Annotated in this window: 7 protein-coding genes; 4 read left to right on the top strand and 3 right to left on the bottom strand. The window is 40.2% G+C overall.

Going from position 1 to position 19572, the window contains the following annotated elements; all coding sequences use genetic code 11:
* Positions 1–86: 86 nt before the first annotated feature.
* On the bottom strand, positions 87–764 hold the full coding sequence (locus ACN222_RS03540) for a hypothetical protein (protein WP_010994892.1): 678 nt from the start codon (positions 762–764) through the stop codon (positions 87–89).
* A 1536-nt stretch (positions 765–2300) separates the two neighbouring features.
* On the opposite strand from ACN222_RS03540, the gene ACN222_RS03535 reads away from it, so the two are divergent.
* From ACN222_RS03535 to ACN222_RS03520, 4 genes are all read left to right on the top strand, one after another.
* A complete protein-coding gene (locus tag ACN222_RS03535; protein WP_044520708.1) occupies positions 2301–2615 on the top strand; it encodes a hypothetical protein in 315 nt (104 codons plus the stop codon).
* 349 nt (positions 2616–2964) lie between these two features.
* A complete protein-coding gene (glgB, locus tag ACN222_RS03530) occupies positions 2965–5259 on the top strand; it encodes a 1,4-alpha-glucan branching enzyme (RefSeq protein WP_010994888.1) in 2295 nt (764 codons plus the stop codon).
* A 278-nt stretch (positions 5260–5537) separates the two neighbouring features.
* Positions 5538–6437 (top strand): hypothetical protein, encoded by a 900-nt coding sequence (locus ACN222_RS03525; protein ID WP_010994887.1) that lies wholly within the window; start codon positions 5538–5540, stop codon positions 6435–6437.
* Between the two features lie 12 nt (positions 6438–6449).
* The gene (locus ACN222_RS03520; protein ID WP_010994886.1) at positions 6450–8372 is read left to right on the top strand and encodes an Hsp70 family protein; all 1923 of its coding nucleotides are present in this window, start codon (positions 6450–6452) and stop codon (positions 8370–8372) included.
* A gap of 273 nt (positions 8373–8645) precedes the next feature.
* Here ACN222_RS03520 and ACN222_RS03515 read toward each other — a convergent pair whose 3' ends face one another.
* Together ACN222_RS03515 and ACN222_RS03510 are read right to left on the bottom strand one after the other, a co-directional pair.
* Positions 8646–14045, bottom strand: a complete 5400-nt coding sequence (locus ACN222_RS03515) for a trifunctional serine/threonine-protein kinase/ATP-binding protein/sensor histidine kinase (protein WP_010994885.1) — start codon at positions 14043–14045, stop codon at positions 8646–8648.
* Positions 14046–14117: 72 nt separating this feature from the next.
* Positions 14118–19508: a trifunctional serine/threonine-protein kinase/ATP-binding protein/sensor histidine kinase gene (locus tag ACN222_RS03510; RefSeq protein WP_010994884.1), complete on the bottom strand. Its 5391-nt coding sequence runs from the start codon at positions 19506–19508 to the stop codon at positions 14118–14120.
* Positions 19509–19572: the final 64 nt, after the last annotated feature.

Below are 19572 nucleotides of genomic sequence, written 5' to 3'. Positions count from 1 at the left end.
TCGATAGCTGTTTACATGGAAAGTCCACCCCTATGAACTTCGTTCATCGCCAAGCATAAAAGTGGTTTTTCCCACTCCCCATATTATTAATATCCCAGTCGTGGAGAATTTAATGGTTGCGCTTGTTGATTTGCTGTGGAACTAGGGGATACTACCTCTGGTTTGTGAGGTAGTGGAGATAAGAAAATAGTCCTAGCTGGAGTCGGTGATATAAATCCCGCCGATGGCGTTTCTGCTTCCTCCGCCATTTTGTGAGTTAATGTCGCGTTAGTTGTGGTGATTTGTCGCTCATCGCGTTGTAGTTTTTGTAGTCGGCTGTAACCTTGACTCCACAATTCTTGGGTATATACTGTCAACCCATAAACCGTTAAAGTTCCTGCTACTAATAAAAATGCGGCAATTGAAGAATAACGATGTATGCTGTGTAGTCTCAGTAACCATAAAGGTAATGCTTTAGCGGTAGGTACTACAGGCAGGTGCTGTGAATTTGATTGAAGACCTCTTTGTCTTCGATTGGACTTTGCTGTGAGATGAGAGTTTTTTTGTGTTGCCGGACTTTGTACCCTTGTTTTAGCAGAGGAAGATACATTGTTCGAGGAACGCTGTTGTCTTTTTGGGGGAACTAATGAGGGTTCAGTAGCAAGTGTAGAATCATTGCTCATCATTGACCCCTGACTAGTCCGCCTCTCTCTTAAAGATGAGGTTGAACCTCGCCGAAACCAACCACCAGTTACAGAAACATCCGATTTGCGAACAGCAGCCATAATTTTTACAGATATAAAATAATGTATTCTAGACCCTTTATCTGATTTTGCTAAGGTTGAACTCGCCTTCTGTGTGATAAGTATACTTAATAGTTTTTATGTAAGTATTTGAGCAAGATGAGCTATGACGCTTTTAAATTACATAGTCACTTGTATGGTTTGTTGACTGCTGGCGGTTCACTGTCAACCGTCAACTGTCGACGGCCAACACGAAAAGAATTGCAAGTTCAATGCCTGACAGCTTATAAAAAAGGCAAAGGTCAAGAAAAATGGCAATGACAAGAATTGCTTTTCTATACCTGTACTAAGTGCTTCCCAATACCTAGCCCCTAATCCCCAGCGTCTTTTTCAATCCAGAGCATACTAATCAGTCTTGTACATAATAACTAAATCAAATAAATATGTAATATGTGCGGTTTTAAAAACTTGCAATAAATAGGTTATCGTATTCAACAGGCGAAAAATTTTATTGCCACAATTGGTGAAAGAGGAGTTATATGAGAACTAAAATCTTTGGTTTTGCTCTAATGTTAAGTCTGGCTGCATTTCTCGGAGCCTGCGGTGAGACACAAACACCCCCCCCCTGCTGCTACAGGTGAGCCAACTGACACTGGAGCGGCAACCCCTGCGGCAACAACCCCTGCTGCTACTCCTACGACTACCCCTTAGATAATTGATAACGTTTCCAAGAAAGATTTCTGGCAAGTCTTTCTTTCATTGGTGGAGGTCATGAGTTTGAACAAAAGTACTAGCCTCATCAAGTAGCAAAAAGTTGTCTATTGGAAAGGCAGAAGGCAAAAGGAGAGAAAAGCAGCAACAAGGGGTGGAAGTCAAAAACCTCTTGGCAAAGGGCAAAGTTATTTTCTCAAGCCTTCTCCTCTCTGTCTTTCTTCTGTGCAAATTTACTTGGAACTTACTCAAATAAAAATTTTAAGTAGGGTTGTAATTTAAGACACTTGTAATAAAGTTTTATTCCTCAGCTAAGTATCAAATATTCTATAAAACTAAAAAACTAACACGCCGGCATAATGTGGCATTAAATATAAGAAAATTAAATATGCTACAGAAATACTACTATCGTCTGTTTTTCTGTCTTGCTGCTGAAGCTTTTGATTAATTTATTCATCTCATAAGAATTAGTAATTACTTAAACACATAATCAAAAATCACCTCTATTCCTGAAAGAATACCAGAGTCAGACTAGCGCTCTTTTATGACTCTGATGAAAAAAAATTTAGGTTGGGTTGAACTTGAGTGAAACCCAACTAAACCAAGGATTTTTCGTGTTGGGTTACTCTACGAGAAGGCTGCGCCTACGTTCCTCAACCCAACCTACTCGTAAATTTATCAAAGCCTTAACCATCAAGGATTATGAATTTTTATTTAACGAGAGTAATAGAAGAGCGCTAGATCGATATGAAGTTAACTACATTTGATCTGTAGTTCAGTGTTTTAGTTTCTTGGCGATTGACGAACAACATAAGTACAGCATAGAGGTGTTTGATGTCATTAATGCAGAATTTCACGAAACACCCAATGAAGTGGCTAAAACTATCTATTGTCGCTCTCAGCAGCAGTATTCTGGTTTGGTTGAGTGGTAATTGGGGAAACTTAGTCTTAGCTTTACCACCAGTCAAGGATATCCCAGAAGAAATATTACGAACAGAAATTATTATAGATGCGCGATCGCCTATAGATGGCCAGCCTCTGACTGCGGCTGAGTATGCACAATTACAAGCACAACTACAAATTAGCCCTCCGCCAAAACTTAGCACCAACATACGACAAACTATTTTCCTGACCCGTATGCGTAAATTTCTGCTCCAGTTTTTCCCCTTCTTAAATTTGTGAGAATTGGTCAGTTGTCAGTTGTTTTTGCAATGGTTTAATACCTGATCCCTTTTGGGTAGTTTAGGACTTACCCATAAATGCTTGAAACCCTTACACTTCCATACCCTTACACCCAGTCTCAGCAGAAAATCTGGGTGCTTAAGTCCTATGGTTTTTACGTATCTTGTCCCAAGGGAACACGCTGCGGGAATGCTACTGACTACTGACCACCGACCACTGGCAAAAACTCCATCCCAATGACGCATTGTGCGATACGATAACGGTGGCGACAAAATTGCAAATAAATGTAAAGAATATATATATACAAAACTCAATTTAGTCAACCAGTTTATTCTACGTAGGTAGCTTAATGTCCATGACCACGATCGCTCCTGAACAGGTTAACCGCATCGTCTGGAACCAGCATCATGATCCTTTTGAAATCCTTGGTTCTCATCCCATAGAGCAAAACGGCAAAACCGTTTGGGTTGTGAGAGCCTACCTACCAAATGCTAGTGCAGCATGGGTAGTTCTTCCAGAACAACGGCAAGAATACCCCATGCAGACGGTGCATGATCCACATTTTTTTGAATGTATTATTGAAACTTCTGAACTATCAAACTACCAGTTAAAAACTAAAGAAGGAGAGCATGAGCGTGTCTCCTACGATCCTTACGCTTTTCGTTCCCCTCGTTTAACAGACTTTGATTTACATTTGTTTGCTGAAGGTAATCACCATCGCATTTACGAAAAACTGGGAGCGCATTTCACAGAAGTGGGTGGCGTTAAAGGTGTTTACTTTGCAGTTTGGGCCCCCAATGCTCGCAATGTCTCTGTTTTGGGAGATTTCAACCTCTGGGACGGACGTAAACATCAGATGCGTAAAGGCGCTACTGGCGTTTGGGAATTATTCATTCCCGAAATCGGGGTAGGAGAGCATTACAAATATGAAATCAAAAATTTTGCAGGGCATATTTACGAAAAATCAGACCCCTTCGGTTTTCAACAAGAACCCCGCCCCAAAACAGCCTCAATTGTTAGCAATTTAAATTCATACAACTGGAGTGATGAAGACTGGTTAGAACAACGCCGTCATACAGATCCTTTAACCCAGCCGATTTCAGTTTATGAAGTACACTTAGGTTCTTGGTTACACGCTGCTAGTGCAGAACCAGCTCAACTACCTAATGGCGAAACGGAGCCTGTAGTTATTGCTTCAGAACTGAATCCGGGCGCACGTTTTTTAACATATCGGGAACTAGCCAGCAGACTTATTCCCTATGTAAAAGAACTGGGATACACCCACATAGAATTATTACCGATCGCCGAACATCCTTTTGATGGATCTTGGGGTTATCAGGTAACAGGATACTACGCCCCTACTTCACGTTTTGGTACTCCTGAAGACTTTATGTATTTTGTTGACCAGTGTCACCAAAACAACATTGGCGTACTTGTCGATTGGGTTCCCGGTCACTTCCCCAAGGATGGACATGGTTTAGCCTTCTTCGATGGTACTCATCTTTACGAACACGCCGACCCCCGCAAAGGTGAACATAAAGAGTGGGGGACTCTGGTTTTCAATTATAGCCGGAACGAAGTCCGCAACTTTTTGGTAGCAAATGCCCTGTTCTGGTTTGACAAATACCACATAGACGGTATTCGTGTTGATGCGGTGGCTTCCATGCTTTATCTCGACTACTGTCGCAAAGAGGGTGAATGGTTGCCTAACCAGTACGGTGGTAGAGAAAATCTAGAAGCAGCAGATTTTCTGCGTCAGGTAAATCACTTGCTTTTTAGCTATTTTCCTGGTGTGCTTTCCATTGCGGAAGAATCGACAGATTGGCCGATGGTGTCTTGGCCTACCTACACAGGCGGTTTGGGATTTAACCTCAAGTGGAACATGGGCTGGATGCACGATATGCTGGATTATTTCAGCATGGACCCTTGGTTTAGGCAATTCCACCAAAACAACATCACTTTTAGTATGTGGTATAACCACAGTGAAAACTTCATGCTGGCGCTCTCCCATGATGAAGTCGTACATGGTAAGAGCAATATCATTGGCAAAATGCCAGGCGATAAGTGGCAGAAGTTGGCAAATGTGCGTTGTTTGTTTGCCTATATGTTTGCTCACCCAGGGAAGAAAACCATGTTTATGAGCATGGAATTTGGGCAATGGAGCGAGTGGAATGTTTGGGCTGACTTGGAGTGGCCTTTGTTGCAGTTTGAACCACACCAACAGTTGAAAAAATTCTTCACGGAACTGAATAAACTTTACCGTTCTGAACCTGCTTTATACACTTTAGATTTTGCCAGGGAAGGGTTTGATTGGATTGATTGTAGCGATAATCGCCACAGCGTAGTCTCGTTTATTCGCCGTGAAAAAGATACCGAGAATTTCGTTGTGGTGATTTGTAACTTCACACCCCAGCCTCATTCTCATTACCGTATTGGCGTCCCAGAAAAAGGTTTTTACACCGAGTTATTCAATAGTGATGCTCGTCAGTATGGCGGTAGCAACATGGGTAACTTAGGTGGTAAGTGGACTGATGATTGGTCGATGCACAATCGCCCCTACTCACTGGATTTATGTTTACCACCTCTGGGAGTTTTGATTCTGAAGATGGATAAGGAAAAAACAGCTAAAGCATTAGGTTCTTAATTGCGCGTTCAATAGACGCAGAATCAAGCGCTTCGACGTTGCGGTATACATACAAGCAAGCCGAAGAAAACCTGAACGAGTCAACAGTCTAACGTAACTAAGAATAACTATGGACTGTTGACTATGTTCATACAATACATCACATTGTTTTTATCTTAGGGATGGGTTAGACGCTCATCCTTTACTTTTGTCAAGCATTCCCAATAATCACTCTAGAATAGATATACTGCACACAAGCATAAAATGATCCGGTAAAACTTTAATTTTTAAGCAGCGCAATGAAAACGATAACTTCACTTTTTAGCGAAGAAAGTAATCAACTTCAGACAGAGATTAATAACTTAAGTAATATTGAAGATGTAGTGAAACTAGTTCAAAATAAACTAGACAATATAGAAAGAATTTATATTAGCGAACTCAATATAACTCAAGTACGTTTGGCTGCATTTTTCTTAGATGTGTTACGTCAGTCAATACCCATTCTTGGGGCAGTTGAAATTGATCAGATTGAGACGGTAGAACATAAACAAATTACTAATCTAGCGCTTACGTCTTCCCCCCATAGATTAATTTTGAAGGTGCTAAAAGTACTACTTTATGTAGGTATTTTAGGTTGGTTATTTTATCTAACAAATACGACTCCAGGCGCATGGATGGGGATTTTACTCGCTTCTGTGCTGCTAGGATTGGAAGTAGTGCTGCAACTTGAGAAAAATGATGCAAACTTACCAGAGGTCAAAGAAGTAGCTCGACCTACCCCCACAGTAGAAAGCACAATTCTTTTAGCCCAATTGGCTGATGCACTCAACACTATCGATTTAGTAGTTGCTAGATTTGCTGAATCTGACAAAGCCAAAGATGAACGGAATATGGAAGAATTGCCGGAACTCTTGAATTTCTTGCAAAGACTCATGGGTGCATCGTCTTTGAATAAACCCCAGATGGTGATGGAACTCACGAAACTTTTACCACAAATTTTGATGTCTCAGGGGATTCGCGCTCAAATTTACCAAGCAAAAGCACCTTATGGCGATCGCACTTACTTCGACTTTGAGCCAAGTATCGACCCTGATAACCAAGATTATGTCACAATTACGCCAGCTTTGTTGAAAGGCGATCGCTTGCTGAGGCGCGGTAGGGTAATTGAACCAGCATACTCCCAAGCCAGAGAATCATAGACAATATATAGTATGGAAATTTTAGAAACAGTCGGTTTTGATTTGGGACACGGTGAAACAGCAGTAGCTAAGGCAATTGTGGAGAGCATCGAACCGCCCCAAATGTTGGAAATTAATCATAAAAAAAACCAAGTTACTGCACTGGGTTGGCATCCTCAACTAGGTTATCTAGTCGGGGAACAAGCCTTAATTCAAGCTGGGGTGACTCAGTTGGCAATTACTTTCAAGCAAAAACCCAATAATGATCCTAAATATCGCAAAACTATTAGTACTTTTATTGCTACCTACTACCACTTATTAAAAGAAAGTAGACAAATTGAAACTCAAGACACTACTTACTTTTATGTTGGTTGTCCTTCAGGATGGTCAGTTAAAGAACGTTCAGAATATCAACAATTACTGCAAGAAGCTGGTATTCCTTTACTAAATGTTGTCCCCGAATCAAGGGCAGCTTTTATGCAGGCCAAGGAAGCCGGTAAACTAGAATATGAAAAACTTATTTCGTCAGTACTAATTGTTGATATTGGTTCTTCAACTACAGATTTTACTTTAGTTAAAAGCTTACAAGAAATACCTTTAGATTTTGGTAATAACGCTTTAGGCGCATCTTTAATTGATAAAGCTATTTTTGCTAAAACTCTCGCCAAGCATGAACAAAAACCATTACTAGAAAAAGTATTTAAAGAATATCCCCATCATCAAGCGCGTTGTGAATTAGCCTGCCGCAAAGCTAAGGAAGATTACTTTTCTAACGAACAGCTTTATAGCGATTCTCAATCCTTCGCCCGTGGTTTTGAATCTATCAACGAACAGATTTATTTTATCCCCCAAGTCAACAAATTAATGATGGAAGAAATATTGAACCAACCTTTATCCGAACTAGGGGAAAAAAGTTGGTTGCAATCATTTCACGCAGCATTAAACGAAGCAAAACAAAAGTTAGACCAGCAAGGTATCACACCGAAACTAGTGTTAATGACTGGTGGCGCATCGCGGATGAAATTCACCCACCAACTTTGTCAGGAATTTTTCCCTGAACCACAAACCTTACTGCGTCCAGACCCAGAGCCAGAAAGATGTATTGCTTTAGGTTTAGCGCGGGTGGGACGTTGGGACTTACGAGCTAATGCTTTCAAACAAGAAGTCAATAAACTGTTGGAATCAAACCAGCTCAAAGAATTAATTGGTAAGCATATTCCAGAGTTAATAAAATCTTTGACTCAGCCATTAGCTGAGGGGTTAATTGAGAACGCAGTTAGACATGGAGTGAAAGATTGGCAAAAAAACCAAATCCGTACTTTAGCTGATTTGGAAACCTCCATGAAGCAGCGAGCAGAAGAGTGGCTGCAAAGTGATATAGCTCAAAAGATAGTTAACAACCAATGTATCAGTTGGTTTAATCAGAAAATTCAACCAGATTTAGCCGCAGAAACTGACCCGATATGTCGCCAGTTCCATATACCCAGAAGCAGTTTGAGGTTTGAAGATAGTATTGAGCCTGCTTTAGTTAACCCAGAATTGCGTATTGGAGACGCTATTTTAGGCGAAACAGTAGCATTCATCGTTAATGTATTAATTGGTGGTGGTACTCTTGCCAGTATCATTACTCTCATACTGACTGGACATTTAACCTGGCCTATTGCATTAGTTTACGGGGCTTCGGTAATAGCAGCAGGCATGGAGCTAAATCGAGAGACGGTAAAAGAGGCAATTAAAACAAATGTCAATATTCCTAGTTGGATTCGCTCTAGTTTTGTGAATGACCGAAAAATTGACGATATATGTAAACAAGTCAATCCTGAGTTAGAGAAGGTTATTCAAGAACAACTAACAGCTAATCAAGATGCTTTTGACAAACTAATTAGTAAGGTAGAGGAAGGACTACAAAAGGCTCTTTCTACAAAGGTACAAGAGGCAATAATTTTGATTCAATAAAAAACTCCACCTACAGGGGGATTAAGTTTTTGTTTGTGGTCAGTAGCAAAAATGACTAAAAACCACCCACAAGGGGATGGGGTATTAAACCAGTTCCTTTCAACCACTGACACGCGTTTGCAATGCGTCTCGTAGGGAAAGTGCAATAATGTATTATGTAACTTTCTTAGGGCTTAAGAGTCGATTCATCAAGAAAATCTCAGGAGAATGTGGATGAGTGGGAATGGATTTTAAGCTAGATCGATTTGCAGAGTTGTACTAAAAATGAATCTTCTAAATGGGAAGATAAATTGTAAACTCTGTCCCCTCGCCCAGAACAGAATTAACTGTGATTTTACCACCATGTTTTTCTGCAACAATTTGACGGGCGATCGCTAATCCTAAACCTGTACCTTTACCTACTGACTTAGTAGTAAATAAATGGTCAAAAATCTTGTTTTTAACTTCTTCACTCATCCCTTTACCATTATCAGCAATTGATATTTTTACTGATTGATGATCAATGATTGATGTTGTGATTGTGATGCGGTTAGGATGCGCTGTAATCTCTGCAAAACTTTTACCAATATTTGCTTCTTCTAGTGCATCAATAGCATTGGCAAGAATATTCATAAACACCTGATTCAATTGCCCAGGAAAACAATTGACTAAAGGTAAATCACCATAGTTAGTAATTACTTCAATTGCTGGGTGTTGTTGATTTGCTTTCAGGCGATGCTTGAGAATTAAAATTGTGCTGTCAATGCCTTCATGGAGATTAAATTTTACCTTGTAATCTTTGTCAGCGCGAGAAAATGTCCGCAAGCTAGTGCTAATGTTTTCTAACCTGTTGCAGGCCATGATCATTGCATCGATTGTTTTAGGTAAGTCCTCTAACAGAAAATCTAAGTCCATTTCTTTCGCATGGTCTTGAATCTCACGATTAGGATTTTCTAAGTTTTCTTGATAGAGTTTCAAGTGTTCTGTGATATCGGCAAAATTGGGTTTAGTTTGTTGGAGCGTAGCAGAAATAAAGCCCAACGGATTATTCATTTCATGGGCGACACCTGCAACTAAATTACCCAACGCAGACATTTTTTCACTTTGGACTATATGCAATTGAGCATTTTGTAAATCAGTGAATGCTTGCTCTAACTTTTGGGCATATTCCTGAGCAGATTCATAAAGTCGGGCATTTTCTAGAGAAATGGCAGCTTGAGCGCAAATGAGATTGAGTATTTCTATGCGATCGCTTGTGAATGCCCCTGTGGTTAAACTATTCTCTAGATATAAAATACCTATCAACTTGCCTTGATGTAAAATTGGGCTGCACAAAATACTCTGAGGCTGCTGATGGATAATATAGGGGTCATTGGCTAAGGTTGTATCTGTGGTTATATCCAAAAATACTACAGTCTGTTGACTGTGCTTGACTTTATAAATGAGCTTGTGGGGAATATCCTGACTGTCTTCAACAGGTATTCTCTGCAACACTATTGGCTGTGTTCCTTGGGACATCGATCCTTGAACTAACAGGTAATCGTCTTGTAACAGCATTAATACACATTTATCAGCCCCCGCATTTTCAATGACTATTCTCAGTAACGATGCAAGCAATTTTTCCAGTTCAATTTCACTGGAGATAGTGCAGGAAGCTTTGAGAATCGTTTTAAAATCTAGGGTATCTGAGACACTGGTGCTAGAAGTGGCTCCACTGCTGGAGGTGACAGTCCCCACGGCAACGATAGTTTCATGAGTGGAAAGTGTCGAACGAGTTTGCTGTAATATAGGAGCAAGTAATTGGGAATAGCGTTTTTCTAAATCAGCGACTTTGGCTTTTGCACTCCAACGGGTATAACTATAGTAAGCTTCAATCATGTATTCTCCGGCTATGCGCTGTTTACCCCAATCTAGGTAAAACTTTGCTGCCAGTTCGTTACTGAGGGCTTCATCCTGAAAATATTCGTTGACTTTGGCAAGAGAAATTGCCTTGTCATATAGCTCACTTGCTTCGGTTTTTTGTCCTAAAACTCGGCATTTTTCTGCCTTTATTAAGTCAACTTTATGTTGGTAATTCATGGGGGCATGGTGCGCCCATTGAGCCAGAATAGTTTGATGAGTCTCTGCCAGGGCGAGAGTGTTAGCTTGCTCGCTTTCTGAGTGCGTAGAGTAGAGTGTCAAGTAGGTTAATCCGGCATAAAAATGAAAAACCGGAATTTGAAGCATTCCTGTAGCTGCCATCAAATAGCGGTTAGCTTGGGTAATGTAGTCTAGAGCATTGGTATAGTTGCCAAAAATATAGGCAAGCATCAGTTTATAGGTATAGGCAACAGCAAGGATAGTGAATTCATTATTTTGATGGTGTTTAGGAAACATCACCATTTCATTGTAGGCGGTACCACTTAGTAAATCTGGTTGATTGACAATTTCCCTCAAGTTTTGCGCCGTCTGTTGTGTCACCCTTAGGTAAGTTAGAGGAGAATCTTGCTTCACAGTCGCCAAGATAACACAGTAGTTTTCTATTTCTAGTTCCCAATCATCCAGAGCCACTCCAGTGAATAAACGATTGTAAAAATAAATAGATAAATGGTAACCAGCAGTGAGGAAATTACCAGTTTCCATTCCAGCCAGATACCCCGCTTTTAGCGTTGGGATTATTTCTCTGAGTGCTTCTTGACGATGCTGGAGAAAAGCGCCAAACACCAGTAAAGTTTGAGACTTAAATTCTTGTGCATTCAACTGATTGAGTAAGCTCAATGCCAATCGCCCAAAATCATAACCTGTTTTAACTTCTCCTAAAAAAGAAGACAGCACCTTGCCATAACCTATATATCCAAGGGTTGATGCAGTTGTATTCCCAAATTGAAGGGATAGACTCACCATTGTGGAGCAAAGCGAAGGAAATAAGGTAGGATTTGCCAAAAAAATGGGAGCAAACAACATTGCTAACAGTTGCATTGCCGCAATTATTCGAGGATTGCTCATCACAGGGAGGTGAATCAGTTCTGAAATCTGTTTGCCCTGAAGTTGGTCTGCAAGGGTTTGGAGTGCTTTGCTTATCAGGGCTTCGTTGGGTTCAGAAACAAACTCAACTCCTAATTGTTCAAGGGCATTTCTGCCTACAGCGATCGCTTTTAACATCTGACTCTGGGCTGTCAGTGCGCTAATTTGGATTTCATAAATCTTCACTTTGTCTAGTATGTTTTGGGCTGATTGCAACACCTCGGTTGCCATTTCTATCATCCCCTCAAAATCGGCATTCAAGTAAGCAGTTTCCGCCGCAGCTACATAAAGATTCAGAGTTAATTCGTACTGATGTTGCCAACAGTCCACAGCAAGCAATTCTAGCCCTGTTTGCAAAAAACTTCTGGCGTTTGCATAAGCTGTAGAATTTCTGGCTTTCTGTCCAGCAGCTAAATTCAGTCTGGCTAAAGCTTCCAGTTCTCTTGGTTGAGTTATTAGCTCAATTGCTAGATTTAAATGCCCGACAATATCAAATAGCTTTTCCTCTTTTTCTATCTCTGGTAAGTTTTGTTGGAGTAATTGTCCGATTTTGAGATGAGTTGCCTGTTTTTGGTTGTCGGGAATTAGGGAATAGGCGGCTTGCTGGATACGATCGTGTAAAAATCGATAGGTTGGATTAACTGTATCCTCTAAGTCAGATTGTTGTGTACCCTGAAAAAACTTATAAGTCTGGCTGGTGGGCAAAATCAAGCCTGATTGCAAAGCTTTCCACAATGCTGTTGCGGCATCGGTTGCAGAAAATTCTGAAACTATAGCTAATATCTCTAAATCAAATTGTGCGCCAATACAGGCAGCAAGTTTGAGGACATTTTGGGTTGCATCGGGCAACTTTTGCAGTTCCAGTGCCATGAATTGTACTACATCATCAGTGAGCGAGAGCAATTTCACTGCTGCAATATCGCACTGCCAATGTCCTACATTAAAGTCATAAGCAATGTAGCCATCTTGATGCAAAGCTTTGAGAAATTGGGTTGCAAAGAAGGGGTTGCCTTTGGTTTTTTGATAAACTAACTCGCTCAAAGGTTGCGCTAGAACTTTTGTACAACTGAGGGTGTCAGCCACCAGATGATTGACATGAGATTGACTTAATGGAGCTAGAGTCAGGGTACTGATGATTGCCAAGTCTTTCTTCATCTCCTCAAGTATTAACATTAAGGGATGAGCCGCAAAGACTTCGTTATCCCGATAGGCTCCAATTATCAGCAGATAGCCCATCTCGCTTTGACTCATCAACACTTGCATCAAGCTTAGTGAAGCGGAATCTGCCCACTGCAAGTCATCGAGAAACATTACCAAAGGATGCTGCTGTGTCGCGAACAAGGCTATGAACTTGCCAAATAACAAGTTGAAGCGGTTTAAAGCAGCACTACCACTGAGTTCTAGGACTGCTGGCTGTTTGCCGATAATTTGCTCCAGTTCGGGAATGACTTCTATTAAAACTTGCCCATTTTCACCTAAAGCAGACAAGATTTTCTCTTTCCACTGCAACAATTTAGTATCGCTTTCACTCAGCAATTGCCCCATCAAGTCACGAAAAGCCTGGACAAAAGCACTCAAAGGAATATTGCGTTTTAATTGGTCGTATTTGCCTTTGATGAAGTAGCCGCACTGTCGCACAATCGGTTTATGCACTTCGTTGACGACGGCGGTTTTGCCAATTCCAGAAAACCCTGCAACCATCATCATTTCTGTTGCGCCATTACTGACTCTTTCAAAGGCTTGTAGTAAAGTTGCGGCTTCGGTTTCTCGTCCGTAGAGTTTGTCAGGGATGATGAAGCGATCGCACACATCCCTACTAGCAATCTCAAAACTTTGGATTTCACCAGTTTCTCTTAACTGAGTTAGACATTTTTCTAAATCAAATTTTAATCCCAACGCACTCTGATATCTGTCTTCAGCATTTTTTGCTACTAATTTCCTGATGATTTCTGAGATAACTGATGGGATATCTAGATTAATTTCATGTGCTAAAGGTACTGTTTTAGCAATATGAGAATGTACCAATTCCATCGCATCATTAGATGCAAAGGGTAATTCTCCTGTCAGTAACTCATAAAAAGTTATACCCAGGGAATAAAAATCTGTGCGATAATCAACAACCCGATTCATTCTCCCTGTTTGTTCTGGAGATATATAAGCGAGTGTACCTTCTAAAACATTGGGATTGACTAGGGTTTGGGTTTCTCTGGGTAATAATGATGCAATACTAAAGTCGATTAATTTAACTTGTTGAGTTTCAGGATTAATTAATATATTGCTGGGTTTAATATCTTTATGAATAATCCGTTCGTGGTAGAGTAAGTTGAAGATGTCGCAGAGTGCGATCGCTATCACTAAAAATTCTTCTAAAGATTGTTGAGTTTGTCTAGTTCCCCACTTTTTCAGAGAAATTCCACCAAAGTCTTCCATCACTAGTGCATAACCATTTTGGTAAGGTTCTAGACTGTAATTTTGGACTATCAGGGGGGAGTTGAGATTTTTGGCAATTGTGTATTGATTGCGAAACAGCAACAGTTCGTTAAAGCTGGGATAAGGATTTTTCAGTAATTTGATGACTACTGGTTGTTGATCAACTTCTCGATAACCTCCATAAACTTGGGTTCGGGAGCCATTATAGAGTTCTTCGCTGATGCTATATCCGGGAATATTCTCAACAAGAGTCCTAGTCATACTCTAAATCTTTAAAATGTTTAGATTTAGTATTCCCAAATGATCAACTGCACTCGATAATGACGTAAAAATTTACACTGGTAATTGAATGCTCAATTCAGTTCCTTCACCCAGAACAGAATTAACTGTGATTTTACCACCGTGTTTTTCTTCGATAATTTGTCTGGCGATCGCTAATCCTAATCCCGTACCTTTACCTACTGACTTAGTAGTAAATAAATGGTCAAAAATCTTGTTTTTAACTTCTGCACTCATACCTTTACCATTATCAGCAATTGATATTTTTACTGATTGATGATCAATGATTGATGTTGTGATTGTGATGCGGTTAGGATGTGCTGTAATCTCTGTAAAACTCTTACCAATATTTGCTTCTTCTAACGCATCAATAGCATTGGCAAGAATATTCATAAACACCTGATTCAATTGCCCAGGAAAACAATTAACTAAAGGTAAATCACCATAGTTAGTAATTACGTCAATGGCTGGGCGTTGGTCATTGGCTTTCAGGCGATGCTTGAGAATTAAAATTGTACTGTCAATGCCTTCATGGAGATTAAATGGTACTTTATAATCTCGATCAGCGCGAGAAAATGTCCGTAAGCTAGTGCTAATATTTTTCAGCCTATCCCACGCCATGACCATTGCATCGATTGTTTTAGGTAAGTCTTCTAACATAAAATCTAAGTCAATTTCCTCCGCATGGTCTTGAATTTCATCACCAGGATTTTCTAAGTTTTCTTGATAGAGTCTCAAGTGTTCTGTGATATCGGCAAAATTGGGTTTAGTTTGTTGGAGCGTAGCAGAAATAAAGCCCAACGGATTATTCATTTCATGGGCGACACCTGCAACTAAATTACCCAACGCAGACATTTTTTCACTTTGGACTATATGCAATTGAGCATTTTGTAAATCAGTGAATGCTTGCTCTAACTTTTGGGCATATTCCTGAGCAGATTCATAAAGTCGGGCATTTTCTAGAGAAATGGCAGCTTGAGCGCAAATTAAATTGAGTATTTCAATGCGATCGCTTGTGAATGCTCCCTTTGTTAAGTTATTTTCTAGATATAAAATGCCCAGTAATTTGCCTTGATGCAAAATCGGACTACACAAGATACTTTGAGGCTGTTGACGCAAAATATACGAATCATTGGCTAAAATCGGCTCTGCTGTCGCATCCACCAAGACAACAGTTTGATTACTGTGCTTGACTTTGTAAATTAGTTTGTGGGGAATATCTTGACTTTCTTCAACCCGAAGGTTCTGCAACACAACTGGCTGTGTTTCCTGGGTAATTGAGCCTTTAATTAGCAAGTGACTGTCTTGCAACAGCATTAATACACATTTATCAGCCCCAGCATTTTCAATGACGATTCTCAGTAAAGATGCAAGCAGTTTTTCGAGTTCAATTTCACCGGAGATAGTTTGAGAAGCTTTGAGAATCGCTGTTAAATCTAAGGTATCTGAAACACTGCTGTTAGAAGTGCTTCCACTCTTAGAGGTGACAGTCCCCAAGGTGATGATAGTTTCGTTAATAGAGAGAGTCGAAAGAGTTGGCTGTAATATAGGAGTCAGTAGTTGGGGATAGCGTTTTTCTAAATCGACAACTTTGGCTTTTGCACCCCATTTTTCGTAACAATAGTAGGCTTCTTGTATATAGCCTGCGGCGAATTTTTGTTTGCCCCATTCAAGGCAGAATTTACCTGCAAGTTCGTTTGCTAAGGCTTTTTCTTGAAGATAGCTATTGACTTCAGCCCCAGAAATAGCACTATCGAACAGTTCAATTGCTTCTGTTTTCTGTCCTGATAAAACGCTTAAAACTGCATTCACGAGATCATACTTATGAGCAAAGTTTTCCGGACAACTAGCAGCCCATAAACTCAGTTGCGCTTGGTTTGATTTAACTTTTTGGATGTAACTATTATCTAAACCTAGAGCATGAACCCGGCAGTATTCAGCTATAGCAATAGATTGATAGAAATTGATAGCTGCAACCTGATATTTTCCAGTAATTGTACCAACGAGGTCTTCAGCCCCTTGAGCCGATTCTAATGCCTCGTCATAGCGTCCGTACAAACATAGAATTTTAGTTTTTAGGAGCAAATAGTGACAAATTGCATAATCACTGTTGTTGATCCTACATACTTCAAGATGCTGCTGCTCAGTTGGGATATTCTCTGCACCACTAGCTGTCAGTTCAGCCAGGGCAATTTTTAATCCAGAGAGTACATCAACAGGCAGCTGATAGTTAAGTTTTTTGGCACAAAATTCTAAATATTCAGGAAGATTTTGCTGAATTTCTAATAGGCTTTCTCCGGCATAAAATGAATTGAGCAGCTTGTACATCAAAAGATTACCTGAGAAAACCATCTCCCCAGACTGTAGCCCAGCCACTAATCCTTGGTCGAAAATAGGCAGCGAGCAACGCAAGGGACGCACCCAGGAAAGCAAATTATTCCCCAGCATATAGCAAGCTTTACAAAGATTTTCTGCTTGCTTAAATCGTTTGGCTAAACTTTCTGCCAGGACTCCAAATTCATAGCCAGATTGATAATTTCTCTGATAAAATCCGAGATACATTCCGTATGCTGAAAATCCGTTTCCTGATTCAGCTACTACGCCAAAATTGAGAGATACTGAAACCATTGATAAGGCGACGACAAAGTATAGCTCTCCCTTTTGGAGAACATAAACGGGTACGATTAAATTATTTAAGATTTTGATAATCAGGCGTTTTTCCGGATCTGTGGCCTCTGGTTCATCGACTAACTGATCTATTGGGCGATCGCCTAATTTCAATTCAATCTCACGTTGATAAGATTCAAGTTTCTCTGGTAAGTCTATTTCTGATAAATCAAAATTCAAGCAAGACAATGCCTTTTGTCCATACTCAAGTGCTTGGAGGTACTGACCTTGCAATGTGAACATCAAAATCGCTAGGTTAAAGGCTTCAGCCCGATCAATTTGTTGTTTGGCAAAACTAGAAATCGTTTCCACAATGGCTAGAGAAGATTGAAAATCTCCAGACAAATACTTAACTTCTGCGAGATTAAAATAAACATCTAAGGTCTTCTCATAACATTGCTGCCAACTATCTGGAGGTAACAAGCTTTGAGCTACTGTAAAATAGTTAACAGCAACTCCATAGGCAGTAGATTCTTTAGCCCTTCTCCCGGCAATTAAGTTTAGCTGTAAAAGTTCTGAACGTTCTTCTTGGCTTTGATGCAGTATCAAGCCCTCATTTAAGTGATTAACGATCGCAAAAATTTTGCTACCTTGTTCTTCTGGTGAAACATTAGCAAGCAGAAGTTTGCCAATTTGGAAGTGCGTTGCTTGTCTCAAAGTCTCAGGAATGAGAGAGTAAGCGGCTTGCTGTACTCGGTCGTGGAGAAACAGATAACTAACACTAATGTTATCAACTGTTTCTACATCATGTCCCTTTCCCTGGAAAAACTTGTAGGTTGAGTTTTCTGGAATCACTAACCCTTCTTGAAGCGATCGCCACAAGTCTGCTGCTACACTCTCTGGAGTAGCTTCACAGACTACCGCTAATGTTTCTAAATCAAATCTATTGCCAATGCAGGCCGCTAGTTTTAATACTTGCTGTGTTGCTTCTGGTAGCCTCTGCAATCGTCGGATCGTAAATTCCACAACATCATCCGTCAGTGCCAACTGTGTCACCTGGGTTAAATCACACTGCCAATAGCCGGAGGCAGGATTAAAAATAATACATTCTTCCTCGTGCAGTCCGTACAAAAACTGAATGGTGAAAAATGGATTTCCCTGAGTTTTTTGGTAGACTAAATGCGAAAGCGGTGCAGCAATATTATTTGCACACTGCAATGTATCGGCAACTAAACAGGTAACATCTAATTCATTCAAAGCAGCCAACATGAGAGTATTGAGATTGACACCTGTTTGTCTAATCTCATTCAGGGTTAGCATCAACGGGTGGGCTGGAAAAACTTCATTATCCCGATAAGCTCCGAGTACGAGTAGATAGCCTGTTTCTGACTCGCTCATCAACAATTTTAAAAGATGCAAAGAAGCGGAATCAGCCCACTGTAAATCATCGAGAAAAATCACTAAGGGATGTTCTTTTTTCGTAAATACCCGAATAAATTTGCCAAACAACAGATTAAATCGATTCTGAGAAGCACTACCAACTAACTCAATCACCGGCGGTTGAGAGCCAATGATGTATTCTAGTTCGGGAATGACTTCAATCAGAACTTGTCCGTTTTCACCAACAGTAGCCAGGATTTGCTCTTTCCAGTGAGCTAGTTCTATATCGGATGCACTGAGGATTTGTCCCATCAAGCTGCGAAAAGCTTGCACAAAGGCTGAAAAAGGAATATTGCGATTGAATTGATCGTACTTCCCTTTGATGAAATAGCCGCACTGTCGGGTGATGGGTTTGTGGACTTCATTCACCACCGCAGTTTTGCCAATACCAGAGAAACCAGCCACCAGCATCAGTTCAGAACTACCGCCAGCAACACGCTCGAAGGCTTGGAGTAAAGACTGAACTTCATTTTCCCGTCCGTAGAGTTTATCAGGAATGATAAAGCGATCGCACACATCCCGACTAGCAATATCAAAGCTCTCAATCTTACCAGTTTCTTTTAGCTGAATTAAACATTTTTCTAAATCAAATTTCAATCCCAAGGCACTTTGATATCTATCTTCGGCATTTTTTTCCATCAATTTACTAACAATTTTTGATAGTACAGATGGAATTTCTGAATTAATTTCGTGTGCTAATGGTGCGATTTTGGCAATATGAGAATGTACCAACTCTATTGGATCGTTGGAGGCAAAAGGTAACCCACCTGTAAGTAATTCGTAGAAAGTTACGCCGAGTGAGTAGAAGTCTGTGCGATAGTCAATCCCTCGATTCATTCTGCCTGTTTGTTCGGGGGAAATGTAACCTAGTGTTCCTTCTAACACATTAGGATTAACGAGGGTTTGGGTTTCCCTTGGTAATAAAGATGCAATACTAAAGTCGATTAATTTAACTTGTTTGGTTTGAGGGTTGATTAAGATATTGCTGGGTTTGATATCTTTATGAATAATGCGCTGATGATAGAGTAAATCTAATATATTGCACAGGGCGATCGCTATCATTAAAAATTCTTCTAAAGATTGTTGAGTTTCTCTAGTTCCCCATTCCTTAAGAGAAATCCCCCCAAAGTCTTCCATAACTAGTGCATAACCATTTTTGCAAGGTTCTAGACTGTAGGTTTGGACTATCAAAGGGGAGTTGAGATTTTTGGCAATTGTATACTGGTTGCGAAACAACAAAAGTTCGTTAAAGCTGGGATAAGGGTTTTTTAATAATTTAACGACTACTGCTTGTTGATCAACTTCTCGATAACCTCGATAAACTAGTGTACGGGAGCCATGATAGAGTTCTTCGTTGATGTTATAGCCGGGAATCTTCTCAACAAGAGTGCTAGTCATATCCTAAATCTTTAAAATGCTTGGACTTAGTGTTCCCAAATGATTAACTGAATCTTCTATACAA

Source organism: Anabaena sp. FACHB-595 (assembly GCF_048568275.1).
Classification (GTDB): Bacteria; Cyanobacteriota; Cyanobacteriia; order Cyanobacteriales; family Nostocaceae; genus Trichormus.
This window is presented reverse-complemented; position numbering and strand designations above follow the sequence as displayed.

Bases quoted from the DNA above. Each gene is read 5' to 3' on its own strand.
- ACN222_RS03540 (WP_010994892.1), bottom strand. From the start codon at position 764: ATGGCTGCTGTTCGCAAATCGGATGTTTCTGTAACTGGTGGTTGGTTT.
- ACN222_RS03535 (WP_044520708.1), top strand. From the start codon at position 2,301: ATGAAGTGGCTAAAACTATCTATTGTCGCTCTCAGCAGCAGTATTCTG.
- glgB (WP_010994888.1), top strand. From the start codon at position 2,965: ATGTCCATGACCACGATCGCTCCTGAACAGGTTAACCGCATCGTCTGG.
- ACN222_RS03525 (WP_010994887.1), top strand. From the start codon at position 5,538: ATGAAAACGATAACTTCACTTTTTAGCGAAGAAAGTAATCAACTTCAG.
- ACN222_RS03520 (WP_010994886.1), top strand. From the start codon at position 6,450: ATGGAAATTTTAGAAACAGTCGGTTTTGATTTGGGACACGGTGAAACA.
- ACN222_RS03515 (WP_010994885.1), bottom strand. From the start codon at position 14,045: ATGACTAGGACTCTTGTTGAGAATATTCCCGGATATAGCATCAGCGAA.
- ACN222_RS03510 (WP_010994884.1), bottom strand. From the start codon at position 19,508: ATGACTAGCACTCTTGTTGAGAAGATTCCCGGCTATAACATCAACGAA.